This is a genomic window from Mesorhizobium sp. M0478 (genome assembly GCF_040321305.1).
In the GTDB taxonomy this organism is placed as follows: Bacteria; Pseudomonadota; Alphaproteobacteria; order Rhizobiales; family Rhizobiaceae; genus Mesorhizobium.
Map to the genome: position 1 here is coordinate 76,715 of NZ_JAMYRH010000013.1, position 25,905 is coordinate 102,619.

23 protein-coding genes are annotated in these 25,905 nt (G+C 62.3%); 10 read left to right on the forward strand and 13 right to left on the reverse strand.

The window, feature by feature from the left end:
* Window positions 1-200: 200 nt before the first annotated feature.
* The 6 genes from NKI64_RS25710 to NKI64_RS25735 all read right to left on the reverse strand — a co-directional run bounded on the left by NKI64_RS25710 (window position 201) and on the right by NKI64_RS25735 (window position 6,534).
* A complete protein-coding gene (locus NKI64_RS25710) occupies window positions 201-1,280 on the reverse strand; it encodes a glycosyltransferase (RefSeq protein ID WP_352670833.1) in 1,080 nt (359 codons plus the stop codon).
* Window positions 1,281-1,311: 31 nt separating this feature from the next.
* Window positions 1,312-2,643 carry a UDP-glucose dehydrogenase family protein gene (locus NKI64_RS25715; protein WP_023729640.1) on the reverse strand — a complete coding sequence of 444 codons (1,332 nt, stop codon included), beginning with the start codon at window positions 2,641-2,643 and terminating at the stop codon, window positions 1,312-1,314.
* 54 nt (window positions 2,644-2,697) lie between these two features.
* Window positions 2,698-3,597, reverse strand: coding sequence for an endo-1,3-1,4-beta-glycanase ExoK (gene exoK / locus NKI64_RS25720; protein ID WP_352670836.1), 900 nt, complete (start codon window positions 3,595-3,597; stop codon window positions 2,698-2,700).
* A 121-nt stretch (window positions 3,598-3,718) separates the two neighbouring features.
* Window positions 3,719-4,114, reverse strand: a complete 396-nt coding sequence (locus tag NKI64_RS25725) for a cytochrome P450 family protein (protein ID WP_023696966.1) — start codon at window positions 4,112-4,114, stop codon at window positions 3,719-3,721.
* 127 nt (window positions 4,115-4,241) lie between these two features.
* Window positions 4,242-5,264: a glycosyltransferase family 2 protein gene (locus tag NKI64_RS25730; protein ID WP_352670839.1), complete on the reverse strand. Its 1,023-nt coding sequence runs from the start codon at window positions 5,262-5,264 to the stop codon at window positions 4,242-4,244.
* A gap of 145 nt (window positions 5,265-5,409) precedes the next feature.
* A complete protein-coding gene (locus tag NKI64_RS25735; protein ID WP_352670845.1) occupies window positions 5,410-6,534 on the reverse strand; it encodes a nucleotidyltransferase family protein in 1,125 nt (374 codons plus the stop codon).
* 477 nt (window positions 6,535-7,011) lie between these two features.
* On the opposite strand from NKI64_RS25735, the gene NKI64_RS25740 reads away from it, so the two are divergent.
* From NKI64_RS25740 to NKI64_RS25765, 6 genes are all read left to right on the forward strand, one after another.
* The gene (locus tag NKI64_RS25740; RefSeq protein WP_023684233.1) at window positions 7,012-7,164 is read left to right on the forward strand and encodes a lasso RiPP family leader peptide-containing protein; all 153 of its coding nucleotides are present in this window, start codon (window positions 7,012-7,014) and stop codon (window positions 7,162-7,164) included.
* Between the two features lie 134 nt (window positions 7,165-7,298).
* Complete coding sequence (locus NKI64_RS25745; protein ID WP_352670848.1) at window positions 7,299-7,598, forward strand: PqqD family protein; 300 nt, start codon at window positions 7,299-7,301, stop codon at window positions 7,596-7,598.
* A gap of 25 nt (window positions 7,599-7,623) precedes the next feature.
* On the forward strand, window positions 7,624-7,998 hold the full coding sequence (locus NKI64_RS25750; RefSeq protein ID WP_245263854.1) for a lasso peptide biosynthesis B2 protein: 375 nt from the start codon (window positions 7,624-7,626) through the stop codon (window positions 7,996-7,998).
* 3 nt (window positions 7,999-8,001) lie between these two features.
* Entirely contained in the window at window positions 8,002-9,921 is a 1,920-nt protein-coding gene (locus NKI64_RS25755) for a lasso peptide isopeptide bond-forming cyclase (RefSeq protein ID WP_352670851.1), read from the forward strand.
* Window positions 9,918-10,895 carry a phosphoenolpyruvate carboxykinase (ATP) gene (locus NKI64_RS25760; protein ID WP_352670854.1) on the forward strand — a complete coding sequence of 326 codons (978 nt, stop codon included), beginning with the start codon at window positions 9,918-9,920 and terminating at the stop codon, window positions 10,893-10,895. The genes NKI64_RS25755 and NKI64_RS25760 overlap by 4 nt, the downstream gene beginning before the upstream one ends.
* A gap of 6 nt (window positions 10,896-10,901) precedes the next feature.
* Window positions 10,902-12,737, forward strand: a complete 1,836-nt coding sequence (locus tag NKI64_RS25765; protein ID WP_352670857.1) for an ABC transporter ATP-binding protein — start codon at window positions 10,902-10,904, stop codon at window positions 12,735-12,737.
* A gap of 47 nt (window positions 12,738-12,784) precedes the next feature.
* Here NKI64_RS25765 and NKI64_RS25770 read toward each other — a convergent pair whose 3' ends face one another.
* Window positions 12,785-13,057 carry an exopolysaccharide production repressor protein gene (locus tag NKI64_RS25770; RefSeq protein WP_023668815.1) on the reverse strand — a complete coding sequence of 91 codons (273 nt, stop codon included), beginning with the start codon at window positions 13,055-13,057 and terminating at the stop codon, window positions 12,785-12,787.
* Window positions 13,058-13,664: 607 nt separating this feature from the next.
* Between NKI64_RS25770 and NKI64_RS25775 the strand changes: the two genes are divergently transcribed.
* From NKI64_RS25775 to NKI64_RS25785, 3 genes are all read left to right on the forward strand, one after another.
* On the forward strand, window positions 13,665-14,342 hold the full coding sequence (locus tag NKI64_RS25775) for a sugar transferase (protein WP_023746616.1): 678 nt from the start codon (window positions 13,665-13,667) through the stop codon (window positions 14,340-14,342).
* 217 nt (window positions 14,343-14,559) lie between these two features.
* Window positions 14,560-15,783 carry a polysaccharide biosynthesis/export family protein gene (locus NKI64_RS25780; protein WP_032904309.1) on the forward strand — a complete coding sequence of 408 codons (1,224 nt, stop codon included), beginning with the start codon at window positions 14,560-14,562 and terminating at the stop codon, window positions 15,781-15,783.
* 177 nt (window positions 15,784-15,960) lie between these two features.
* On the forward strand, window positions 15,961-17,052 hold the full coding sequence (locus NKI64_RS25785) for an acyltransferase family protein (RefSeq protein WP_352670860.1): 1,092 nt from the start codon (window positions 15,961-15,963) through the stop codon (window positions 17,050-17,052).
* A gap of 10 nt (window positions 17,053-17,062) precedes the next feature.
* Here the strand turns inward: NKI64_RS25785 and NKI64_RS25790 are convergent, their stop codons facing one another.
* The 5 genes from NKI64_RS25790 to NKI64_RS25810 form a co-directional block, all read right to left on the reverse strand.
* Window positions 17,063-18,346: an O-antigen ligase family protein gene (locus tag NKI64_RS25790; protein WP_023689977.1), complete on the reverse strand. Its 1,284-nt coding sequence runs from the start codon at window positions 18,344-18,346 to the stop codon at window positions 17,063-17,065.
* A gap of 275 nt (window positions 18,347-18,621) precedes the next feature.
* A complete protein-coding gene (locus NKI64_RS25795; protein WP_352670864.1) occupies window positions 18,622-19,449 on the reverse strand; it encodes an SDR family NAD(P)-dependent oxidoreductase in 828 nt (275 codons plus the stop codon).
* Window positions 19,450-19,550: 101 nt separating this feature from the next.
* Window positions 19,551-20,036 (reverse strand): acetone carboxylase subunit gamma, encoded by a 486-nt coding sequence (locus NKI64_RS25800; protein ID WP_023668821.1) that lies wholly within the window; start codon window positions 20,034-20,036, stop codon window positions 19,551-19,553.
* Window positions 20,033-22,237 (reverse strand): hydantoinase B/oxoprolinase family protein, encoded by a 2,205-nt coding sequence (locus tag NKI64_RS25805; RefSeq protein WP_023711270.1) that lies wholly within the window; start codon window positions 22,235-22,237, stop codon window positions 20,033-20,035. The genes NKI64_RS25800 and NKI64_RS25805 overlap by 4 nt, the downstream gene beginning before the upstream one ends.
* A 12-nt stretch (window positions 22,238-22,249) precedes the next feature.
* On the reverse strand, window positions 22,250-24,409 hold the full coding sequence (locus NKI64_RS25810) for a hydantoinase/oxoprolinase family protein (protein WP_352670866.1): 2,160 nt from the start codon (window positions 24,407-24,409) through the stop codon (window positions 22,250-22,252).
* Window positions 24,410-24,519: 110 nt separating this feature from the next.
* Between NKI64_RS25810 and NKI64_RS25815 the strand changes: the two genes are divergently transcribed.
* Window positions 24,520-25,299 (forward strand): helix-turn-helix transcriptional regulator, encoded by a 780-nt coding sequence (locus NKI64_RS25815; RefSeq protein ID WP_023684245.1) that lies wholly within the window; start codon window positions 24,520-24,522, stop codon window positions 25,297-25,299.
* Between the two features lie 18 nt (window positions 25,300-25,317).
* On the opposite strand, the gene NKI64_RS25820 is transcribed toward NKI64_RS25815, so the two are convergent.
* Window positions 25,318-25,899, reverse strand: a complete 582-nt coding sequence (locus NKI64_RS25820; protein ID WP_352597314.1) for a DUF1349 domain-containing protein — start codon at window positions 25,897-25,899, stop codon at window positions 25,318-25,320.
* Window positions 25,900-25,905: the final 6 nt, after the last annotated feature.

The following is a 25,905-nucleotide window of genomic DNA, read 5'->3' on the forward strand; positions in this document are numbered from 1 at the left end:
TGCTCGGACCAAGCGGTCCATATCGCACAAGCCCTAATGTAGACAGGCAGAATACACGTTGATTGCTGCAGTGCCACAAAATATTGCACTGCAGCAATTAAAAGTGATCCGGACGGGCGCACGACGTCTGGACCTGGCTAACGGGAACTTTGCGCGACCACGGTCGTGCAGCGTCTCAGCTGAACTGCAACACGACGCGTTTAGGCTGCGCGCTCCAAACCGACACGTCTTGCGCGGTCGAGAACGCCCATGAACGTTGCGAACTGGCTGTCGGGGTTCATTTGCCGCCGCTCCGAAAACTGACGTGCTGTCGCTGACAGCCGCTCGTACTCGGCCTCGTCGCTCCACAGCCGCCTGACCGTTGCGACCCAGTCGGCGAGCGGTGCGTCGTAGTCCAGTACCACGCCGCCGGCGCCGATCGCTTCCGGCAGACCGCCGCGCCGCGAGCCGACCACGGGAATGCCACTACAATGCGCTTCCGAGGCCACCCGGCCCCAGGCTTCTTCCCATTTGCTGGGCGCAAGCAGGATTTTCGTGCGGCCGTAGACCGTCTTCATGTCGCTGGTGCGGCTTTCAAGCTTGACGTTCTGGAGGGGAGAGATTGTTGCTTCGATCCGGGCTCGATGATCGTCGTCGAGCTTCCAGCTTTCGACGAACAGGAACGGGATCTCGGGACAGGCGGCGGCAATGCGCACCGCAAGATCGAAGCCTTTTTCCTCATATGGATTGATGAGCGTGACAAATTCACCGGTCGTCGGTGTGCTGTAGAACGCGGGATTGATGGTCGGCGGAATAACCGTCGAATCGATATCGAATTTTGCCTTATAGGCGCGCGCGGTGAACTCGGAGTTGGCGATATAGACCGCCGAATGGAGCTCACGCAGATCGCCGGCCAATTCGTCGAATTCGACATTCCTCAGATAGACGGTCAGCGGCACGCCAAGCCTCTGCAACTCTCTGCCGATCGGCACCGAATTGTGGCACTGCACGACCGCGACATCCGGCCTCAACTTTTTGACGGCGAAGTCAGCCGCTTCCCAGGGGAACCACGCCCGTACAACCGGATAGCCCGGGAAATTGTCGATGACCGCGCGCTGACGAAGGAGCTTCATCTTGGCGCGCGCCCGGAAGCCGAACATGCCGTCGCCGAACAGCGCTGCCAGAACGGATGCCTCGTGACCGTTTTCGCGCAATTGCTCGACCAAGTGGTGGGTGCTCGACTGGACGCCCCCGCTGAATTGCGGCGTGTAGCCGGTGCCGCCTGCAAACAGAACTTTCATGAACCTGGCTCCGCGTTGTGCCGCCCTGCCTTCACGCCGCCATCCTGCCGATCGAGAAATACTCGATGCCGTGACGGGCGATGACCTTGGGATCATAGAGGTTGCGGCCATCGAAGATGACCGGCGTGGTCAGGGCATCCTTCACCGCGTCGAAGGACGGGGCGCGGAAACTCTTCCACTCGGTGGCGATCAGCAACGCGTCGGCGCCGCGCAACGCCGCCTCCTTGGTGCCGCACAAAAGCAGATCGTCGCGCAGGCCGTAGATGGCCTGGCATTCCTGCATCGCCTCGGGATCGTAGGCCTGCACATTGGCGCCGGCCTGCCACAGCGCCTCCATCAGGACGCGCGCCGGCGCCTCGCGCATGTCGTCGGTGTTGGGCTTGAAGGCGAGGCCCCAGAGCGCGAAGGTCTTGCCCTTGAGACTGCCCTTGAAATAACGGTGCACCTTGTCGAACAGCACCGACTTCTGGGCATTGTTGCGCTCCTCCACGGCGCGCAGCAGCTTGGCGTCGAACTTGACACCTTCGGCGGTCTTGATCAGCGCGCGGACATCCTTGGGGAAGCACGAACCGCCATAGCCGAGGCCGGGATAGATGAAGTGGTAGCCGATGCGCGGATCCGAGCCGATGCCCTTGCGTACCTCCTCGATGTCGGCGCCGAGCTGCTCGGCCAGATTGGCCATTTCGTTCATGAAGGAGATCTTGGTCGCCAGCATGCAGTTGGCGGCGTACTTCGTGAATTCGGCGCTGCGCACGTCCATCACGATCATCTTCTCGTGGTTGCGGTTGAACGGCGCGTAGAGCTCGCGCATCACCGCCTCGGTGTCCTCGCTGTTGGTGCCGACGATGATGCGGTCGGGCTTCATGCAGTCGGCGACGGCGGAACCCTCCTTGAGGAACTCAGGATTGGAAGCGACGTCGAAAGCCAGGTCCTGGCGCCCGCGCGCCTTCAGCGTCGCGACGATTTTGGCCTTCACCTTTTCGCAGGTGCCGACCGGCACGGTCGACTTGCCGACGACGATCTTGGGACTGTCCATCTCGCGGCCGATGGTCTCGGCCACCGCCAGCACATATTTGAGGTCGGCCGAACCATCTTCGCCGGGTGGCGTGCCGACCGCAATCATCTGGATCTCGCCATGCTTGACGCCGGCGGCGGCATCGGTGGTGAATTTGATGCGGCCGGCGGTGTGGTTCTCCTTGACCAGGGCCTCCAGTCCCGGTTCGAAAATCGGCACCAGGCCCTGGTTGAGCCGCTCGACCTTCTTTTCATCGACATCGACGCACACCACCTGGTGCCCGACCTCAGCCAGCACCGCGGCCTGCACGAGACCGACATAGCCAATTCCAAAGACCGTCAAATTCATTCGGGTTAATTCCTGTTCACGCCCTTTGGCCTTATATGGCCGGGCCGGTTCAGATTACTTTATGCTGCTTACACTGCATGCCAACGATTCCGGAAACTGGCACGGCTGGCCGAGTGCGGTGAAGGCGACGCGCTGCACCTGCATCGTCACCTGGCGGCCGGGGTCCGAAAAGGCGCCCATCCAGTTTTTCAGCGTGTCGCTGCCCCAGAGGCTGAAGAATATCTTCTGCGAGTGGGTCGGCAATTGCTCGGGATTGGTCACTTCCTGGACCAGCTTGCCGTTGACGTACCAGCGCAGCCGGTCCTTTTCCCAGATAAAAGCATAGTCGTTGAAGCCCTTGTCGGCGCCGCCTTCGACCTCGGCCAGCTTCTCGTTTTTGGGTTTGCCGGCGATGTAGCTGTTGACCTGCACCTTGGATGTATCCTTGGTCAGCACCTCGAAGTCGATCTCATACCAGGGCTGTTTGTCGGCAGGGCCGATATAGGTGAAGAAAGCGGCGTTGAGACCGGATCCGGTGTCGGTCTTCATCCGTGCTTCATAGGTGCCATAGCCGAAGCGCTGCTTGGTCTGGATCTCGGCGCAGGCGAACTCGCGGTCCTTCAGTTTGCGCTTTTCGAAGCCGAGCGTCAGCATGTTGTCGGAAACTTTTACCAGGCTTTTCGACCAGGTGCAGTTCTGGTGATTGCCGTTCGACCAGCCGTCGGAGACATACCAGCGCGAACGATCGAAACTCTTGAAATCGTCGACGAAGGACGGTGCGCTTTGCATCTCCGGGGAGGCGTCCTGGGCGCGGGAGGGGTGCGCGGCGCCGAGCAGAGCTGCGGCTGCCGCCAACAGAAGCGCACCAACGGATAGAAGACGCGTTGGGTTTACAAGACGCATTGGCCGATTTGGCCGCGTTGAAATCATGGCATCGATTGCCGCCATGGGCGTCGTCTTCAGATCTGCGTTCATATCAATTCACCTTTGTGCTGTTCCGCCCCAACCCAAAGTCACCGATTGGCCCACATTGCTAACGGGCCGATCCCGATCCTCCGTCCCCGAACTTTCTCTTCTGTGTCTCGTGTGACCGTGTTCAGCCGAAGCGACCTGCGGGTTTGACATATTCCCCGTGCGAATCAGAACTCTGGCCATCCTCGCCGACGATCGCGTCGAGTGAATGACGCAGTTCCTTCATCCGGCTCGTCTGGCGCACCAGCTCGGCGATGCGCTGTTCGCAGTTCAGGATGGACTTCGTCAGCTCGCCGACTTCCGACAGCTTGCTTGCCGACGCCGAGCCGTTCTCCATCGACTCGACCAGGAAGGCCGCGTTGGTGGACTTCGACCGGTAGCGGGCCTCCAACCCGGTCTTCTCGGCCGCAATCTCGGCCGTGATCTGATCCAACAGCTTTGCCAGACGGTCGAAACGCGCCAGATCGGTCTGCTTGTCGCGCGCTGGGTCCCTGGACCTGAAGCCGAAAATTGAAGCCATCCGGTTGGCCTTCCAAAATTGCTGCACCGCAACATACAGTGCCATCGTCGGGGCGTGTAGGCAACCTCCGAGTTTCAGAAAGGCAATTTTTTCAGCCTTGCGGCCGCCGTCCCGGACTTGGCGGAGCCTACTTTTGCGCCGCCGTGCTGGTAGCGGCCATGAGGAAGCGCAAGGGCGGCACCGGCTGCTGCCGCGGGGGCAGACCGGCGTGGCGAAACAACGCATCGAGCTTGTCGGCGGCCACGCCGACAACGATGGGAATGAAGTTCGACTGGCTGGCCAGCGCGTAGGCGGCGGCAGACGCCATGCCGCGCTCGGCCTTCACATCGAGAAAATTGCGCAGCCGGTATTTGTCACGCACATGCCGCTCGTGCTTGCGCAGCAGGGCCTTGGAGCCTTCCGGCAGGCTGTCGATCTTGAGCAGTGCCAGATCCGCATCGGCGAGGCGCTTCAGATCCTGTGTCTTGTGGCGCCCGCTCAGCGAATCGGCGCGCACGATCGCGCCATAGCCGCAGGAACGGATGACCTTGAAGCGTGCGCCAAGGGCAAAGGCGCGGGCGTACAGTTCATAATCTTCGCCGAGACGCAGGTTCTCGTCGTAACGCAGCCCATGCCTGTCGAGGAAAGCTCTTGATATCACCGGCTTGAGAAAGCCGAGTTCGCCGCGCTGGACACGCCGTCTGGAGATGTTGCCCTCGATGAACCGCTCGAAGTCGAGGAATTCCGGGTCCGCCGAAAAGGACGGGGCGACGATCTTAGAGACGTCGGTCGCCGTATCGTCACGGATCAGCATGATGTTGTCGGCGGCGAAATCCCAGTCGGTGCTGGCAAACAGCTGGCGAAACCGTCCCTGAAGGAAGAAATCGTCGGCGTCGAGAATGCTGATGAAAGGCGATTTCGACCCGGCAATGGCGGCATTGCGGGCGAAGGACGGGCCGCGATTGACGTCGAGCCGGATGACCGAAAGCCGACCGCTGCCATCGTCGGCAGCGCTGGCCACTTTTGCGGTGTCGTCGGTGGAGGCGTCGTCGACGACAACGACTTCCACCACCTCCGGCTCGCGCAGCGCCGAGGCGATGGCTGCGGGAATGGTCCGGGCCGCGTTGCGCGCCGCGATGATCACGCAGACCCGGGATTCTGTCATGGACATAGGATGGCCTTTCGATTGCATAAAGTGTCGCGAGGCCCCTCGCCCTCCCGGCGCGCGGCGCCGGACCCCGATCCATCCTCCCATGATCCATCCCCAGCGGATCGGGACGGAACGTTTTCTGCCTGCTGCATGACGACCCTCATCGTCACCGGCTTTCCCGCTCGAAAATCCGCCGGCTGAGGTCGGCTGACGCGGCCCAGCCGGCCTCGGTCAGGTAGCGGACAGGTTCGCGGCCGCACAATTCCCACAAAACGGTGCGCCGTTGCGGCCATCTGAGCGACGACAGCCACGGCGCGATGACCATGTGGAACAGGTCTTCATTGCCGATGCGTGACAGGATCCTGGTGGCCCGATCCGACAGCAGCGTGCCGGCGCCACCAAGCAGCACATCGGCGGCGCGCAGGCCCAGCAGCAGGGTGTCGGCCAGCCCCTGCTCGGCCGCGTAGTCGAGCACAGTCTGCTGCTCGGCCTCGCTCAGCCGACTGGCAGCGGCCCGGATATCGCAGACATAGCCCGCGCATGGCTCGCGGTTGAACAGCGCCTTTGCGACACTGATGCAGGACAGAAGCAAAGTGTCGGAGGCCGAGATGAACGGCACGCTGGAGCCGGCGATCGCAAGCGCGCGCTTGCGGCGCAGGAACCCTTCCGTATCGCGCGGGCTGGGCGATCCCGGCTGCTGGAGCCGGTAATGGAGATCGACGGTGGACAATTTCCGACCTTGGCTGCGAACCATGTGCTGCTCGCCCAGAAAGCGCACCCACCAGACGGAGCGGGACTTGCCGGCGACCTCGTAGCCGATCGAGCGCAGCGCATCGCGAGCTCTAAAGAAGCCGACCGGCGACACCAATATGTCGACATCTCCGGACGGCTTCATGAAATGGTCGCCATAGAGCAGTTGCTGCTGGAGGGGCCCCTTCAGGAACACGAAATCGATGCCGCTGCCGCGCAGCGCCTTGTCGATGGCCATCGAATCCATGATGCCGGACGAGTTCATCGCAATCGTGCGCCGGCGATAAGTGTCGAGCCACTCGAGCAATCCCGGCGGCGTCTCGCCCGCCGGTGGGCGCGACAGCGCCTTCAGAATGAAGGTGGCGACCTTGTTCAGCCTGGCGATGTCGCAAACATCGGCAACGGAGATGGCCGGTGCAGGCGCGGTGCTGGGGCTCGCCCCGGAGGCGAAGAACAGCCGCAGGCACGCCTGCACATAGGCCATTTCGTCGGCGCAGCCAGCGGCGCGCAACCTTTCGAAGGTCCCTTCCTGCAAGGCCATCTGCTGCAGCATCTCCGCAAAAAATTCGCCAGGCGCGTTATATTGCAAGTGCGAAGCAAAGCATCGCCAAATTCATGCGCCGCGTCCAGTTTTTCCTTTGGCGCCAATTTCCTGCAACCTGAACGTTTCGCAACACAGTCCTAGATGCAAGGCGCCACCTGATCGGGGCTTGTGACGGGTACGTCAGCAACAATTTTGTGGGAATGCGCCAGCGCCCAAGTGAGGAGCATTCGAAGAAAATTTAACGCAATTAGATCAGACACTTAGTTGGTAGCCTCGGACACTCTGCTGAATTCTCCTGGGATGTGAAAATGCAAAGCGCTTTGATCACCATTGAAGGGAGTCGCAACCGAGAATTGATTAACGGCTGGTAAATCAGGCTTGACTCATAAATGCTGCCATGCAGCTATTGCGGTGCAGCAATAGCTCGCTGCCGGCAATCGACAGGCCGCTTCCAGTCCACAAGTGGAGAGTAAATTGGAACAGAATGTTGAAAAGCATGAGTACGAAACCCCTAGCCTGACGGTCCACGGCTCGATCGAGACCATCACGCAAGGCGGTAGCGGTACTACGGCACTCGACGCCTCGTTTCCGGCACATACGCCGGTCGGCGAACTCACCTTCTCCTGAGTATTCTCTCGTTGGGGTGACAAAGTCCGGACTCTGCAAACAGAGCGCACTAAGGAGAGTCGGGGGTCAAACCCCGGCTCTCGCGCCTTTTTCCGGACTTGCCGAAGCGTTGGTGTTGTGAGTGAGGTTTAGGAATGGACTGGAACCCCTCGGACCATCATCGGGTGAGCGCGAGCGAGGATGCCGTGGCCTGCGAATTTGGCAACGGCCTGGCGCTGCTCGATATGAGGTCCAACATCTATTACAGCCTGAACAGCGTCGGCGCCTATATCTGGGAGCTGATCCAGGAGCCGCGGCCGATTTCCGAAATCCGCAGCGCCGTGCTGGATCGCTACAATGTCGATCCGGAACGCTGCAAGGCCGATGTCGATGGATTGTTGAAGGGCTTGGCGGACGCCGGGCTTGCGAGGCTCCATGATGAGGAACTTGTCTAGAGCTTTCTCACTGAGCGGGCCGGAGATGCTCTTTCTCGCCCACTGCCTTGCGGTGGTCGTGGCGGTGCGGCTGGGGCTGACGCTGCTTTCCTACAACAAAGTGCGCCGCATGGTGACCCGGCTCGACGCGCGCGAACCAGCCGACATCGGCGATCTCAGGCGTGTCGCCTGGGGCGTGGCTGCGGCTGCCCGCCTGGTGCCTGGCGCAAGCTGTCTGACCCAAGCGCTTTCCGGCCAATATTTGCTTGCCCGCCAGGGCAACGCCTCAAAAATCCGCATCGGCATCGAGCGCGATACCGGCACCGAGTTGAAGGCGCACGCCTGGCTGGTCAGCGGCGACCACATCGTGCTCGGCGGCTCGCTTGGCGGGTTTAACCATCTCGTCGACCACGGCCATTGAGCGATGAGCGGCGTCGCCGGAATTCTGCTGAGGCAGGAAGGCAGGCAGGCCGCCGCGGCCGGCATCCAGCGCATGCTTGCCCGCATGCAACATCGCGCGCCTGACGGCAGTTCGTGGTGGATGGACGAGGGCGTCGTTCTTGGCCACGCCTGGCTCAACACCACCGATGAAGCCGGCCCCGGCCCGCTGACCATGGCCGGCGGCAAGCTCGCGATCACCGCGGACTGCCGGCTGGACAATCGCGACGAATTGCTGGCCAGGCTCGGCATCCGGGACAATTCGGTTGCCGACGCCGTGCTTGTGATGCGCGCCTATCTGCGCTGGGGCGAAGCCTGTCCCGAACATCTGCAGGGCGACTTCGCCTTTGCCATCTGGGACGCCGAGCGCCGGCAGCTGTTTTGCGTGCGCGATCATTTCGGCGTCAAACCCTTCTATTACCATTCGAGCGACCGGCGTTTCGTCTTTGCTTCCGAGATCGGGCCGATCCTCGATGTCGGCGGCGTCGACATGCGCATCAGCGAACACCAGATTTCGGGATTCCTGGCCGGGCTGCCCGATAATCCGCAGTCGACAGCCTATGCCGATATCTTCCGCCTGCCGGCGCGCCACAGTCTGACAGTGACCGGCAACCAGGTGGTGCTGCGCCGCTACTGGCAGATCGAACCCTCGCCAAGGCCGATGCGGGCGGACACGGCCGAGGAATTCCGGCATCTGTTTTCGCAATCGGTCCGCAACCGTATGCGCGGCACGCCTGCGGTCGGTGCTATGCTGAGCGGAGGGCTCGATTCCTCGTCGATCGCCTGCGTGGCGGGCCTGCAGAATGCCGCGCAGCGAAAGCCGAGGCTGCCGACCTTCTCGCTGATGTTCGAAAAGGGTTCGCCGATGGACGAGCGGCCTTTCATCGAGGCAGTGCTTGGACAGGAGAAGGTCGACGGCACTTTGATTTCCGTCGGCAACTACGCGCCCTTCGCGGAATTCGAACGCATTCTGGAGGAGCAGGAAGAAACGTTCCTGGCCCCCGGCCTGTCGCTGACCCGCGACATCTACAGGACCGCCGGCGCCAAGGGCATGAGGGTGCTGCTGGACGGCCATGGCGGCGACGAGGTGGTTTCGCAGGGCCACGGCCATCTGCACGAACTCGCCTATGCCGGCAAATGGATGGAGCTGTGGCGTGAGCTGCGCAGCGCTTCCAACACTTATGGCGACGGCATGCTCGGCCTTTACTACAAGTTCCTGACCCTCTACGGGCCTGCCTGGCGCGTCGCGAAAATCATGCGGTTCGCGAACCGCGCAATCAACAAGCTGCGGCGCCATCCCGCCGGGCGCCCAGCGACCAGCTGGCGCGGGCTGATCAATCCGGACCTGGCGATGCGCACGGACCTCGTCGAGCGCTTTCGCCGGGCCGGCTACATGTCGCCCGCGGTCAGCGCCAGCGAGACCTTGACCCATCGCTGGCTGCTGTCGAACGGCATGGTGCCGCACGCCTTCGAGGTGCTCGACAAGGCGGCGGCGAATTTCGGCGTCGAGCCGCGCTACCCCTTCTGGGACAAGCCGCTGGTCGAGTTCTGTCTGGCGCTGCCCGGCGCGGAAAAGCTGAACCAGGGCTTTGGCCGCTCGGTGCTGCGCCGCGCCATGGAAGGAATTTTGCCGCCGGCAGTGCAGTGGCGGCGCGACAAGATCGATTTCACCTCCAATTTGGTCAAAGGCATGCTCGGCAATCACCGCGATCTCCTGGACAAGGTGCTGGTGAAAGATGCGGCGCGGATCGCCCCTTACGTCAACCTGCCTGAGGTGACCGCCGCCTATGGCCGCATCGCGCGGCAACCGGACGAAGCCACCCTGCCCGATGTCCAGTATGTCTGGCGTTCGATCGCGTTGTCGCTGTGGCTAAGGCAGGTGCAACAGCGCGGGAGCCATGCATGACACCGGCCAACATGCCACTCACCGCCGATTCGATCCGCGATGCCGGCCATCCCAAGGCTCGCGCGCAACACTTCTACAAAGCCTATGGGCTGACGATCAGCTCGCAGGTCGAATTGCCCGAGCTGGAGCCGAGCGCGCCGGCGGCGGTCGATGTGGTGATTGCAGTCGGCCCGATCGACTTGCCAAAACCCTCGCCCGAGACCGGAACTGCTTTCCGCTTCGAGGCGCGGCAGCAATATCTGGCATGGCAGACGGTCGGCGCATTCCTGATTACCGATGCCTGCCGCATCGAGGTGGAGCCGGCGCCTGATGTCGACGATGCACTGCTGGCGTTTCCGCTGCTCGGTCCGGTCATGGCACTGCTCCTGCACCAGCGCGGCCTGCTCATCCTGCACGCCAGCGCCATTGCCGTCGGCGTCAAAAGCGCTGTTTTCATGGGCGACAAGGGCGCCGGGAAATCGACGACGGCGAGCGCGATGATCCGCGCCGGCCATCGCTTGCTGACCGACGATGTCGTGGCGCTCGATCTCACGGACCGGCCGATGATCGTTCCGGGTTTTCCGCAGTTGAAGCTCGCCGCCGATGCCGCCGCCGCGTTTCCCATCCGCCAGGCAGAAATACGCCCGCAGGTGCATGCGGCGATCGACAAGATGCAGCATCGCCTGCACGCCGGATTTGCGGCAGACACGGTGCCGGCGACCCGGATCTATATCCTCGAGCGCGGCGACAAGGCAGCGATCACGCCGCTGCCAGGCATCGGCGCCCTGCCGGCAATCATCAAATTTTCCTATGTGACGCGTTTCGGCCGTCCAGCCCTGGTCGGCGATTTTGCCACGACACATCTTCGCCAATGCGCCGCCCTGGCCAGCCAGATCGGCGTCTGTCGCCTCGAAGTGCCGACCGGGCTCGACCGTATCGGCGAAGCTGTCGCCCTGATCGAAAACGATCTGGCGGCCGACAAAGGACCGCGGTGAGCTGACATGGCCGCATCGCAGATCCTGCGCTTTTCGTTTTACCGCGATGTCGTCGGCTTCGGCGCCGCCATGGCCCGGATCGGCGGGCGCAGGACCTTGACGGCATTGCTGTTCCTGATCCTGGGAAGCCTGACCGAAGGCATCTCGATCCTGCTTCTGGTGCCGCTGCTGCATCTGGTCGGGCGACCCGAGCAGAATTTCGCCGTCAGACTGCCTGACCGCGACTGGGTGCGCTGGCTGGCTCCGGACGGAACGCTGCAATTGACCACGGTGCTTTGCCTGCTGGTCGGGCTTGTCGCGCTGCAGGCAGCGTTCAACCGCTATAAATCCGTCTACATGGCGCGACTGCTGCTCGACTTCATCAATCGCCTGCGCATGAACCTGTTCGAGAGCATCGGCAAGGCGCGGTGGGGGATATTCGCGCGCATGCGCAGCTCCGATCTCGACCATGCGCTGACCGGCGATATCGACCGCGTGCAGTCGGCGGCGTTCTCGCTGCTGATGCTGGTGCAGATCGCCGTGCTTCTGGCGGGTTATCTCGTTGTCTCGCTGTTCATTTCGCCAGTGATGACGGCGTTTGCCATTGTCGTCGGCATCGTCACCTTCCTGGCACTGCAGCCGTTTCGGGCACGAGCCAGCGCCTTCGGCCGGGTCTTGACCAGCAATCGCCAGGAGCAGTACCGAACGGTCTCGGAGTTCCTCGGCGGCATCAAGGTGGCCAAGAGCCTGAATGTCGAGGCGACCTATTACGCGCAGCTTCGCGCGACGCTGGAGAAGATGAAGGCCGACAACATCAACTATGTGCGCAACAGCACCATCGGCACCGCGCTGTTCCAGGTCGCCAGCGTCATTGGTCTGAGCCTGTTCATCTATGTCGCCCTGGTCCGCTTCAACCTCTCACTGGCCGAGATCGTAGTCTTGCTTCTGGTGTTTATGCGCATCGCGCCGCGTTTCATGGACATGCAGATGCAGGCGCAGCAGGTGCTGATTAACCTGCCGGCCTATGCCTCGATGCGCGACATGCAGGCGCGTTTCGATGCCGAAAGCGAGCCGGCAAACCTCGAATCGGATGCCAAGCTGTCGCTCGATGTCGGGCTCAACATCCGCAACGTCTCCTTTGCCTATGAGGCCGGCGGCAAGCCGGTGGTGAGCGATGTGACGTTTGGCCTTCCCGCCGGCAAGGTAACGGCGCTGATCGGTCCGTCAGGCTCGGGCAAGAGCACGCTTGCCGACATGCTGCTTGGCCTGCTCGAACCGAGCGAGGGCAAGATCCTGGCCGATGGCGTCGAGATCGGCGCCGCCAACCGCCGGCGCTGGCGCGACCAGGTGGCGTATGTGCCGCAAGACGTGTTCCTGCTGCACGATACGATCGCCGCCAATCTGCGCCTTGCCGCGCCGCAAGCCAGTGACGCGGAGCTGTGGACTGCACTGCGCGCTGCGCATGGCGCCGACTTCGTCGAGCGGCTGGAGTTGCGGCTCGACACGGTGGTCGGCGACCGCGGCGTCCGGCTCTCGGGCGGCGAACGCCAGCGCATCGCGCTGGCGCGCGCGCTGCTGCGCAAACCTTCGCTGCTCATTCTCGACGAGGCGACCAGCGCGCTCGACTGGCAGAACCAGTCCCTGATCGCCAAATCGATCGACGGCTTGCGCGGATCGATGACGATCCTGACCATTGCGCACAGGCCATCGATGATCGCCTTCGCCGACTGGGTGGTTGCAGTCGAAAACGGACGAATCGTCGAAGTGGGGCAATATCAGAGGTTGAAAGCGAAGGCCGGCAGCCGCCTGTCGAAAATGCTTTCAGGCGAGCAATCGGAACCCGAGCCGGCCGAAGCAGGCTGAGTCCGGCTGCAAGATGATCCGAGGCCGACCTTGCGGCTTCAGACTGTTCAATGCACGCTGCGCCTCGCCGAGAGCTTCTCGCCTTCAACCGCCTTGTCGGCGCCGAGGCTTCTTTCGGCGTCGCGAGCCCTGTCGGCCGATGTCGGCGCGCTCCTGGCGATCATCACATACACCAGCAGGAAATAACCGATTTGGATGAGGACAGCGCAGCCGATGACGCGAAGCACCGTTGTGGTGACCGTCGCGCCGTCGACATAGGACCACGCGACCACGATCGCGAGGGCGAAAACCATTCCAATGACGAATTTTGGTAATGACATGTTCGGCGGCCCGTCAACCGGCCCGAGCATGCAAAAGCGATGACTTACCCACCCGAGTATCTCCCCATTCGCCATGCGAGCTTATTTAGCTGCTCTTTTTCGGCCGGTTGCTTCCGGCCTTCCCAACCCATCCAGACTCTATCAGGAATAATTTGCGACTCTATTAAGGCGCGAAACTGACGGCAAGGGCAACCAGCAATAATTTTCGGGTTGGCGGCGGCTTGGACTCCGCCATGCTGCGATGCACACGCAGGGGTGGTGACCTAACTCGTCATGCGCTTTATACTACAGTAGAATCTACAATGTTGATTAGTATTTTACTTGATTAATTTAGCAAAGCCAGTGATTCGAAAATCAGTTAAAGCCGTTCCCTCTGCGGCAAAGGACGATTTGCCCAAAACCCGCCGAAAAAAGGCATTACATTTCCTACGGTTGCTAATTATTCGTCACAAACCCGCCATAAAGGGCAAAATTTGGGCAAGGAGCGTTTATTATTTAGTCAATTCCTGACGTGACTATTTCAGCCATATGGGAAATTGTGTGTTGCGCTGCAGCATTTTTTTGGTATCGTGGCATAAACCATCCGTTCAACGTATGGAGCTTTTGCATGAGGGACGTTGCCAAGTCGGCCAATGCGGCATTTTCGCATGTCGGCGTAGATTTTCCGCCACCCATCGGCGGGCTGCTGAAGCGCAGTTTCGATGTTTTCGGTTCACTTGTCGGCCTGGTGGCGCTTAGCCCGCTGTTCCTGATGGTGGCCCTTCTGGTCAAGCTTTCCGACGGCGGCTCGATCTTCTACGGCCACAAGCGCATCGGACGCGGTGGGCGGATTTTCCCCTGCCTCAAGTTCCGCACCATGGTCGAAGACGGCGAACGTGTGCTGGCCGCCTATCTCGCGGCCAATCCGGAAGCCAACGCCGAATGGATCGCGACCCGCAAGCTGAAGAACGATCCGCGCGTCACCCGCGTCGGCGCCGTTCTGCGCAAGCTCAGCCTCGACGAGCTGCCGCAGATCATCAACATCCTGCAGGGCGACATGAGCCTTGTCGGGCCTCGCCCGGTGGTGCGCGACGAGCTTGAGATCTACGGCAGCGCCGCGGTCTATTATTTGAAGTCGCGGCCGGGCCTGACCGGGCTCTGGCAGGTGAGCGGACGCAACGATGTCTCCTATGACAGTCGCGTCGCGTTCGACCGTCACTATGTCGAGAACTGGTCGCTGTTCGAAGACGTTCGCATCATCCTCAAGACCGTGCCTGCGGTGTGGATGTCGCGCGGTTCCTACTGACCGACCGCAACTGGTCAGCAATCGGGCCGGCACGGCCCGAAGCCAATCCGGTCCAAAGCTATTCGGCGATGGGCCGGTCTCGCATTGCAGCCATAGTGTTCTGCCAGGTTCCGAAGGAGGCACTCGGCAGCAGGCCTATCGGGCGGATGGGGCCAAAACGGATCGGAAACGTCAGTTGAAAACAGACATATCAGCGTATTTTCGCCTTGCCGGCCCGATGCGGCCGGCACGGCTCGTCGCCACGTGCCTCGCTCTGTCACTCGCGGTTCCGGCCATGGCCGACGAGTACCGGCTCGGCTCGCAGGACAAGCTCAACATCCGCGTCGCCGAGTGGCAGACGGTGGAAGGCACGTTCCGTGACTGGTCGGCGGTAAACGGCGAATATTCGGTCGGTCCAGCCGGCAATTTGTCGGTGCCGTTCGTCGGCGAACTGCCGGCCGCCGGCAAGACCACGTCAGAGGTTGCGGCCGCGATCAGCGTCGCCCTGCAGCGCAAGCTTGCCTTGTCGGACAAGCCGGAAGCCTCGGTGGAAATGGTGCAGTTCCGGCCGTTCTACATCTCGGGCGAGATCCAGACGCCTGGCCAGTTTCCCTATGTGCCGGAGCTGACCGTGCTCAAGGCGATCAGCATCGCCGGCGGCATCCGGCGCAACGCCGATTTGGGCACCCAGCTCGGCAAGGACCTGATCACCGCCAAGGGCAATTTCGACATTTATGACGACCAGCGCGTGCGGTTGATCGTCAAGCGTGCCCGCATCGATGCCGATCTCGCCGGCAAGGAGAGTTTCGAGGCGCCTAAGGAAGTTGAGGGCGACCCGCGCCTGGCGACAATCGTCGCCGACGAAATGCAGATCCTGATCTCCGACCAGAAAGCGTTGAAGCTGAAGCTGCAGGCGCTTGACGATCTGAAGGGGGTCCTGCAGTCCGAAATCGAGGCGCTGCAGAAAAAGATCGTCAACCAGCAAAAGCAGGTCGACCTGGCGCAGCAGCAGGCGGACAGTATCGGTCCGCTGGCGCAAAAGGGCCTGGTCGCCAACGCACGCCTGCTTTCCTCGCAACAGTCGGTCACCGATCTGCAGGGCAAGATCCTGGACTATGAGACGGCGGTCCTCACCGCCAAGCAGTCGGTCAGCAAGGCGACGCAGGATGCCATCGATGCCCAGAACACGTTGAACTCGAGACTTGCCGCCGACCGGCAGCAGGTCGAAGCAGACCTCAACGAAGCCGCACTCAGGGTCAACATGCAACAGGGCCTGATGGCCCAAGCATCGGACCCGGCCACGACCGCCGCCATCACAAACAACAATGAAGAGCCGGCGCTCATCTATTCGCTGGTGCGCGTGACCGACGGCAAGACCAGCGAGATCGACGCCAAGGAAGATACGCCGGTGCTGCCGGGCGACGTCATCAAGGTGAAGCTGGCGCCGACGGCCAGCCAGTAACCTGCTTGTTTGGAGCAATTCCGGACGGAAAACCGTTTCCCACTTTTCCCGGAATTGCTCTAGCGCTCGGGCTCGCTCGGCGAGGCCCGCGCGATGGAGGCGGGAGGAACCAGTTCGGCTCGTTCGCGCCAGGGTGCGGGCGGGAACTTCCGTTTTTCGACCGCTTGAAGGCATTCCATGCAGCCCGCCGCACCGCGCCACGTCTACCTCAATCTCGATGCCATCCGCGGCGTCGCGGCGATCAGCGTCATGCTCTACCACTTCTCGCCGTTCCTGGCCGCCGGCAAGGTGCTGCCGTCGAGCTATCTGGCGGTCGACCTGTTCTTCCTGCTCAGCGGCTTCGTCATCGCGCATGCCTATGACCGCAAGATCGAAAACGGCATGGGCTTCGGCACGTTCCTGGCGATCCGCCTGATACGCCTCTACCCGCTCTACCTCGCCGGCACGCTGCTCGGTTTCTTCTATCTCATCGTCAAGAACCGGCTGATTCCGGCGGAATACATGCCGATCTCCGAGATCGGCGCCATGCTGACGACCGGCATGTTCTTCATCCCGCTGGTCAGCGATGCCTATCACACGATCTTTCCGCTCAACCCCGCGTCGTGGTCGCTGTTCTTCGAGCTGATCGTCAACATCGCCTATGTCGCCGTCTTCTTCCTGCTGACGAAACGCGTGCTGACCGTGCTCATCGCCGTCAGCCTGGTGCTGCTGGTCATCGCTTCGATCGTGGCCGGCACCCTCGACTTCGGCATGACCGGCTCGACCATCATCAGCGGCCTGCCGCGCGTCTGTTTCTCGTTCTTCCTGGGCGTGCTGCTTTGCCGGTCCATGACACGCTATCAAAGCGGGCTCGGCTTCCTGCGGCGCGGCTGGTGGGTCGAGGGTGCGATCGCGCTGACGCTCATCGTCTTTGCCATCGCGCCGGCCGGCGGCGCGCGCGTCGCCTACGATCTCGCCTGCGTCGTCTTTGTTTTCCCGGCGCTGGTGGTGGTCGGCACTATTGCGCCGACGGCGCCGCGCCTGTCAGGCCTCTATGGCTGGCTGGGGCGGATTTCCTACCCGATCTACATCATCCACACGCCGCTGCTGATGATCATCGCCGGGGCGGGCAAGGCCGCAGCGATCGACCCGTTCGCGCATCATCCCTGGTTCGGCATCGTCATGGCGGTTTCGGTCATCGTCATCGCCGACATCGCCACGCGCGTCTATGACGAGCCGTTGCGCCGCTTCCTGCAGCGGCTGATGCTGCGCAAGCGCGCCGTCGCCTGAGATAAGCAAGTCAGACGCGCGCCGGCATGCGGCCGTTGGCGGTGTTCTCGTCCGGCACCGGAACATAGGCCCGCCTTGCCCTGGCGAGCGGCACCGGGCGCAGCTTGAACAGGCCGTAATAGACGATGAACGAGGCCATGAAATAGGGGCCGAGGATCTCGACCTCGAAGAAGGAGCGGATCAGCATCATGCCGACCGCGCCGGCGAGCACCACCGAATCGGCGCTCCAGTCACCGAACACCACCTTCGAAACATGGCCCCAGAAGGAGCGCAGGATGATCAGCGCCAGCATCGTCACGCCGATGAAGCCGAGCTCGACCAGCGTCTCGATATAGGTGTTGTGGAAATGGAAGCCGGTGCGGGTGGAGATGTAGAACTCGGCCCAGAGCCGTTCCGGATCGGCAAAACCCTGGATCCAGTAGGCGGCATAGCCATAACCGAGCACCGGACGCTGCTGCGCGGCGGCCCAGCCCTGTTCCCAGAGATAGGTGCGGCCGGTCAGCGTCGAATCCTTGCCGAAGATGCCGAGCACGACATCGAGCAAGCCAAGGTTCAGCGCAGCCATCACACCGCCCACCAGCGCCGTAGCGCCGACGACGAACAGCACGCGGCGGTAGCGGCGTGACAGAACCTTGCTCATGGCAAGCAAGGCAACGACACCGATCACCGCCGGAAGCGAAGCGACTGACGTCGCCGAGTGGGCGATCGCCAGCATATAGACGGACAGCAGGATGATCGGCGCGGTCCAGACGAAGCTCATCCAGTTGCGCCGGTAGAAGGCCAGAAAAGCGAAGCAGAAGAAGATGCCGAGCGAGGCGAAGAAGCCGATCTGGTTCTTGGAGCCGAAGGCGCCGACGAAATTGGTGGTGCCGTCGATAGTGTCGAGCGCATAGGCGCCAACCTTCAGCGAATACAGCAGCACGATGAAGATGCCGATCAGCGAGCCCAGCACCAGCGTGCGCGTGCTGATGGTGCGCGCCGCGATGTAGGCGCACAGCATGTGGGAGAAATATTGCAGCCCCGCCCGCGCGCTGGTGCCGGCCGCTTGCGACCAGAACAGCGACAAACAGACATAGGCCGCAAACAGCAGCGGCAGCCAGGCGCTGGAGAGATCGCGGGCGAAACGCCGGTAGTCGACGAACAGCAGCGGCAGCCATACCAGATAGTAGGCGAGGATCAGGATCTGGCCGAAATTGGTGGAGTAGGCGAAGGCAAAGACCGACACCGCAACGGCGAAGGCGGCATAGGCCTTGTTGTTGTCCGGATCGATCAGAATGGATTTCGGGATCTTCATATCCGTACCGGATTTCTCATGCTGCCGCCTTTCAGCTGGGCTGAAGCGCCCATGGTCGGCTTTTCTGCGTCATGCGCGATCGCCGGAACCTGCCCTTGCCGGATCCCGATCAGCGGGCATCCATTGTGCAGTGCACAATATAACCTCTATCGCCTGTCACTCAATGGTAAATTTGCCGCGAGGGGTAAAGTTGCCGCAGGCAGGGCCAAAACGAACATGCAACCGACAAATGGCGTTAATGCGGCTCGCTCGTTCGAAAATTCAAACTGTGGCCGCTACCACAGCGCTCCGCCGGTGATCTGGATGTTTTCCATGGTGATGCCCTTGGCCAGATCCGAGCACAGGAACACGGCTAGAGCCGCGATTTCCTGCGGCTGCAGCATGCGCTGCTGGGGATTGCCCTTGGCGATCTCGGCCATCGCTTCCTCGGCGGTTCTGCCGTTGCCCTCACGCTCGACCACCTGCGCCACGTTGCGGCGCATCAGTTCGGTCTCGACCCAGGTCGGGCTGATCATGACGCAAGTGACACCGTGCGCGGCGCCTTCCAGCGCTACACAGCGGGTAAGGCCGAGCAGCCCGGCCTTCGAGGCGCAGTAGGCCGGGTTGTCCTTCCAGCCGACGGAAGCCGCCGTCGAGCCGATGTTGACGATACGGCCCCAGCCGCGCTCGATCATGCCGGGCAGCACAGCTCGCGTGACGCGGAACGCTCCGCTGAGATTGGTGTCGACGATCTTGTCCCACAGCGCGTCGGAATGGCCGCAGACCGGCTGTTCGGCGGTGGTGCCCGCGGCATTGACCAGTATGTCGGCCGGGCCGATGGCGGCCTGCACGTCGGCTGCAAACCGGTTGGTCACCTCGCTGTCGCGGACATCGAGATGGGCGGCACAAACCCTGGTGCCGTGTGCCGACAGGGCCAACCGCACGCCCTCGAGTTCATCGGCGCCGGGATAGTAGGCGGCGTCGGATCTGTCGGCGCCGGCGGGCGCGATGTAGGAGCCGACGGCGACATTGGCGCCGGCTTGCGCCAGGGCCGTAGCAATGGCGAAACCCATGCCGGAAAACCCGCCGGTGACGATGGCGCTGCGGCCGGAAAGGTCTGTCATGGTGGGCAGTCTCCGATGCGACGTACGATGCGTTTATTCATAGTCCGTCGCCGGCTAGGAGCGCTACCTTGCCGGCAACGCGGCCGTAACATCGAGTTTCGCTAAAGCGGTTTGCCCAGCCACTCGCGGTAGAAGCCTTCGAGATCTGGCTCGAAATCATGGACGATCGGGTAGCCCGGCGCCGCCGCTTCCACTTCGTGCATGGTGCCGCATTGTGGACAGATGAATTCGCGAATTTCCATCCATTGCGGATCGGGGATATCGCTGTTGGGATAGATCTCGCGCAGCGCTTCCTCGGTGTTTCGCACGTTGATCGCAGCCTTGAGCTTCCAGTTCTTGCGGTAGTCGCCGAAGGAGTGGCCGCATTCGCAGCGGGTGATCCGTTCATCGCCGCTTTGGCAGATGAAGAGGTGATCCGAGACCGGCAGCAGGATCGGGTCCTTCCATGCGACACGGTCCTGATAGACGGCGAGCATCTTGAAGAAGCGGTCGTCGTCCTTGTAGGCGCTCATGATGCGCTTTGTCTGCGGCCAGGGCAGCTTGCCGGCTGAGAGATCGCCGAGGACTTCCTTGCTGTATGAGGTCATGGCTTTGCTCCCGGCATGAAGATCGATCTGGCGTCGACGGTCCAGAAATCACTGAAATCCCTGGTGAAGCGCGACGATAGCTTGATCGCGCTGGCATACATTTTCTTCACCTCGGGCGCGAAGTCGGCCTTCTCGACACGGCCGCGTTCGGCAGCGATCCAGTCCGAAACCGGGATCGCCTTGGCCAGACGCTCTCTGCGCATGGCGGCACGACGTTCGACGGTGGCGTCGATATCGGCAACCGGATAACCCTCGGCGTCGTCCTTCAGCACGATGCCGAAAATCTGGATCGCCGCCTGGCGGGTGAGAAAACCGTTCTCGACATCCCAGGCGGTCTTGACCGGATCGCGCTCCAGCACGTCGCCGTAGCCGCCGCCACCATTGTAGGAATGGCTGAAGATGTCCCCCGACTTGTGCGGCGAGGTGATGTAGGGGCCTTCGACCACGGCATGGTCGCCGCCGATGTTCTTCTCGTAGTCGGAGACATGCGGATCGATACCTGGGGCATGCGCGAGCGGTTCGCCTTTTGCCGCCAGTTCGTGGATGTTGGAGTTGCGCACCGCGCGATGCTTCTGGCAGGTCGGCGCGGGATAACCGCCGCACATGCCGCCATTGTCGAATACCCGCGAGGAGTGTTCCGAGGTGTGCAGTCGCAGGTGCGAGGTCTTGTTGATCAGCCAGGTCGAGACGAAGGAACAGCCGCCGCGATATTTGCCGGCGCCGCCCGAATTGGGCATGATCGAGCGGCCGATATAGACCATCGGCATCGACTGTTCCCAGACCTCAATGTTGCCCATGTCGGATTCCGGATTCCAGCCGACATAGGCGGTGTCGAGGCCATCGGCGATGGCGAGCGCGCCGGAGCCGGCGGCGGCGCATTCGAAATGCGCCATGCCGAACGGCGTGCCGTACTGGCTTTCGCCGCCCATCTCGATCATCGGGCTGTTGACCTGGCCGACGAAGGCTTCCTCGACGAAGCCGCGCGCGACGAAGCCGCGCGACAAAAGGCGCTGGAACACGCCATAGGCCGGCAGCAGCAGCGCCCAGGATGTGGCGGTCGCCACCATCTCATTGTCGGGATTGGTCCAGGTGCCGTGCGGCAGCTTCAGCTCGGTCGCCATCCAGGCGCCGTCATTGACCAGGCCCTCGAAATTCATGTGCTGGGTCAAGGTGACGAACATGCCGCCATCCATGCCGGCCGGCGTGCAGTTCATCGAATGGTAGCCCCAGGGCTGCGTGCCCTCGAAGTCCATGGTGATCTTGCCGTCGGTGGTGATCTCCATCTCGATCGGGATGTTGTAGAGCCAGTCGGGATCGCCAAGCAGCTGGAAGCCGGGCTTGCCCGTCGTGACATGGCCATAGAAGGTGTGGCCGCGATAGATGCCGGGCACGGTGAGCTGGCGGGTGCGGGCGAGCTGGGCACGACGACCCTCCTCAATGAACTCCTTCGATACCTTCATCCAGTAGTCGAGGCCGATCTCCGAGATCAGCTGCTTGACGCTTTCGCGCATGTCGATGCAGGAGGCGACCTTGGCCTTCTCGTCGAGCACCCAGTAGATCGGCATGCGTAGATTGCGCTCGCAGCGGATGACGTAGTCGCGGCGGATCTCGTCATTCTCGCCGATCTTCTCGGCGCAGACGAACAGGCCTTCGGTGAAGCGCTCCTGCGCCAGGCAGACGTCGCCGCCGGGCGTGATGCCGCCGGCTTCGAGCTCGTGGCAGACCGCACCGGCCCAGCCGACCAGCGTGCCTTCATGGAAGATCGGCACCACGTCCATGACGTCGGGCACCTGCACTGTGCCGATGAAGGCATCGTTGTTGGCAAAGATGTCGCCTTCGCGGATCTTCGGGTTTTCCTCGTAATTGTTCTCGATCATCCATTTGATGAAGCGGCTCATCGTGTGGACGTGGACCATGATGCCGTTGGACAGCGCGATCGCATCGCCCTCGGGCGTATAGATCGCCACCACCATTTCGCCGACTTCGCGCACGCCGGGCGAGGCCGAGATGCGGCGGGCCATTTCGCGGGCCGAGACGCAATAGGCACGCAGCTTGGTGTGCAGCGTCTCGAATTTCAGCGGGTCCTGGTTGCGTAGCGTGAGCTCGGTGATGCCGTCATAGCAGCCGGTCTCTTCCATCAGCCGTTCTGAATCGAGCAGCCGTTCGCGAAGGCGCAGGGCCGAGGCAGGTCTGTCCAACATGGCGGTGCCCTTTCAAGAATGGGTGTAATGCAGCAGCGTCCACTCATCGACGTGGACACGGTCCTGCGGATGAACAACGAGCGTGGTGGCGGGATGTTCGATGATGGCCGGACCGATCACCTCATGACCGGGCTGCAGTAGGTCCATCTCGTAGAGATTGGCCTTGTGCCAGCGTCCCCCGATATAGGCCTCGCGCAAGCCCTTGTGCGCTGCTGCCGGGGCCGACTTGCCGAGCGGGCGCTTCAAGAGCACCGGCTTGACCTTGTCGGCGGTGGCGATCAATCCGAGCTCGGTGATGGTGAAGCCGGCTTCGCCATAGCGCGAAACGCGATGGTTGACCTTGGCGTAGACCGCCTCGAACTCGTCGATGACCCTACGCATGTCGTCAGCCGAATTGACCTCGGCAAGCGGTGCCATGACCTCGACATCCTCGAGCTGGCCGGTGTAGCGCATCATCAGGAACGGCACGGTCTTGATCTTGTCTCTGATATGGCCGTCGCTGATCATCTCGTTGACCGCCGCCTTGGTGAGATCATTCCAGACGTCGGTGACCTTCTTGCCGAAAGCGAGCAGCTCGTTATCGCTTGCGCGGGCGCCGATGTCGTGCTGCGTCGACACCGAATGCCGACGCATGAAATCGGCGGTGGTGCAGCCGAAGGCCGAGAAGGCGGCGGCAAACTGGAAGGTGATGATGTCCTTGAAGCCGATGCCCCTGGAGCAGCCGGCCAGATGCAGCGGACCCGAGCCGCCATAGGACAGCAGCGTGAATTCCGAGGGATGGATGCCCTGGCCGGAAATGACCCGGCGCAGCGCGTTGTTGGCATCGGCTTCCAGCATGTCGATCATGCCTTCGGCAGCCTCCTCGACCCCGACGCCAAGGATGCTGGAGCATTTTTCCTCAAACGCTTTGCGCGCCTTCTCGACCTGCAAGACGACCTTGCCGCCGAGGAAATAATACGGGTTGAGGCGGCCTAGTATGGCGTCGCAATCGGCGATGGTGGGTTCAGTGCCGCCCTTGGCGAAGCAGATGGGGCCGGGGTCGGAACCGGCGCTTTCCGGCCCGAGCGAGACTTTCTTGGTCAGCGGGTCGACCTTGAGGATCATGCCGGCGCCGGCGCCGATCGTGTCGAGATGCAACGTCGGCACGTTGAGCTTGAAACGGTCCATCAGCGGCTCGTTCTCGATCCGCGTCTGGCCGCGCGAAATGACGCCCATGTCGAAGGAGGTGCCGCCCATGTCCGAGCAGATCAGGGAGTCGTTGCCGATGAGCTTGCCGACATAGGCCGCGCCGAGAATACCGCCGATCGGGCCCGAAATCATGGTTTCGTGCAGGCGCGGATGATTGATCGAGGTCAGGCCGCCAAAGGAGAGCAAAGTCTGCACGCCGTATTTGAAGCCGTATTTCTTCGAGACGTCCTCGATGCCTTTGAGCTGCTTGCGGCCGCGCGACGTCGCGTAGGCCTCGATCAGCACCGAGTTCAGCCGCGACTGTTCGCGGATGACCGGGCGGACCTCGTGGCTGGTGTAGATGAGGATGTCGGCGCCGGCTTTCAGCACCTCCTCGCGGCATATCTCGGCGATGCGCTTTTCGTGCACCGGATTGACGTGCGAGAAGATGGTCATGATGCAGATCGCCTCGACCTTGTCGGCAATCAGCTTCCTGGCCGCAATCGCGACTTCATGCTCGTAGAGCGGCAGCACGATGTCGCCGAACTGGTCGATGCGCTCGGTGACGCCATGGGTGCGACGACGCGGCACCAGCGGATCGGGATGATGGTGGGTCACCGCATGCAGCCGGTCGGCATAGGAATAGTCGGCCCAGGCCTGCAGGCCGCGACCCATCAGGATCATGTCTTCCAGACCCTTGGTGGTGATCAGGCCAAGCCGGCGCCCGGTGCGCGACAACAGTGTGTTGAGCATGCCGGTGCCGGAATAGAGCACGACTTTGACGCCGGAGAACAGCTGCTCCAGCGAGATGCCCCAGGCGTCGGCCGCGTCTTCGGCCGATGCGAGGAAGCCTTCGGCCTCGTTCTTCGGCGTGGTTGCCGACTTGCCGATCTTGAAGTGGCCGTCCTGGTCGACAAGGATCGTGTCGGTCATGGTGCCGCCGGCGTCGATGCCGATGACGATTGGATTGCCGACGATGGGGCTGGTGAGGTTGGGTTGGGTCACGGTCGCCTCAGGATTGCTGTAGGATGGCTCAAGCTAGATTCCTTGGGCGGCCTTGCGCCATATGCCAAAAGACACAATGTCCGCCGGACCGGGATCGCCGAGAAAAGGGCATGCGCATGGGCAATATCTGGGGGCCGCTCGCCAGGGCGATTGCCGCCACCGGTACGGACAGGCATGTCGACTGCCTGATTGACCTGATCGGCGCCGACATCGAGCACGATCTCGTCACCGTGACCCGATATTCGGCGACGCAGACGCCGGAATTCATCAAGCACCGGCGCTTCTCCGACGAGATGGTCCGGCGCTATCTCGACAATTACTACGTCTTCGACCCGTTCTATGCTTCGTGGCGGCGTGAGCAGAGGCTGGGCATCCTGCCGCTGAAGCGGCTTGCCGATGACGAGGCCAAGCGCGGCCAGTACATAGCCGGCTTCCTGGCGCAGTCGGAAATCTGCGATGAGGTCGGCATCATGCTGGCCGATGGCGGCGACTGGTGCCTCGGCATCTTCCTCGACCGCTCGACCTCCACCTTCAAGGAGAGCGAGATCGCCCTGCTGGACGAGCGGCTGCCGGTGTTCGAGGCCTTGCATGCGCTCGACATCAAGGCGCGCGGCACCGAGTTCTCCCGCACATCGGCGCCGACCGGCCCCGGCGCCTCGCCCCGGCAGGAGCCGACCATCCCGGCGAGCCTGTGGCCGGAGCTGTCGCTGCGCGAGCGGGAATTGGTGCAGTTGATCCTGGCGGGACATCCGACCGCCAACATCGCGGAACGGCTCGGCATCGCCGTCGGCACGGTGAAGAACCACCGCCGCCGCATCTACGAGAAGCTCGACATAACCACCGAACGGGAGCTGTTTTTGCAGTTCTTCCAGCATCGGGCAGACGGTTAGTCCGCCATCGATATTGCGTCAGTCGTGCAGTTGCCTGGAAATCGGCGGGCCGACAGTAAAGCCGGAGAATGTTACCTCAAACCCTTCGCGCTGCGGCGAGCAGCACATCATGCCGACATCGACGGATTTGGAGATCGGGAAATAAGCCAGCCGCACCGGCTTCCACTTGCCATCGGTGGTATCAAGATATTGGATGCGGATCGCCTCGGCATGGCGGGTCAGCCGGATGCGCACGCCGTCGGGGCCGGTGGGAATGCTGAGCAGCGACCAGTCCGAGGTGTCGTTGGTGACCACCACCGAAATGTAAGCCAGCCCGTCGGTGTATTCGATGCCGGCCTTGATCCAGTGCGTTTCACTCAGCCGCAGCATCAGCCCGGCCTGGTCGTAGAGCACCTTGTAGTCGCCCTTGACCGTGACTTCGGCGCTGAAGTCACCCTCGACCGGCCGATACAGGAAATGGCCATTGTCACGCCAGAAACCGTAGAAGGTTTCGCGCCAGAAGTCGGTTTCCCCGGCGGTGCGCACATGCACGATGCCATCGCCGAAGGCATGGTGCGGCGGCGGGTTGAGCCAGGTCAGGTCCTCTTTCGCCGCTGCCATCGGGTC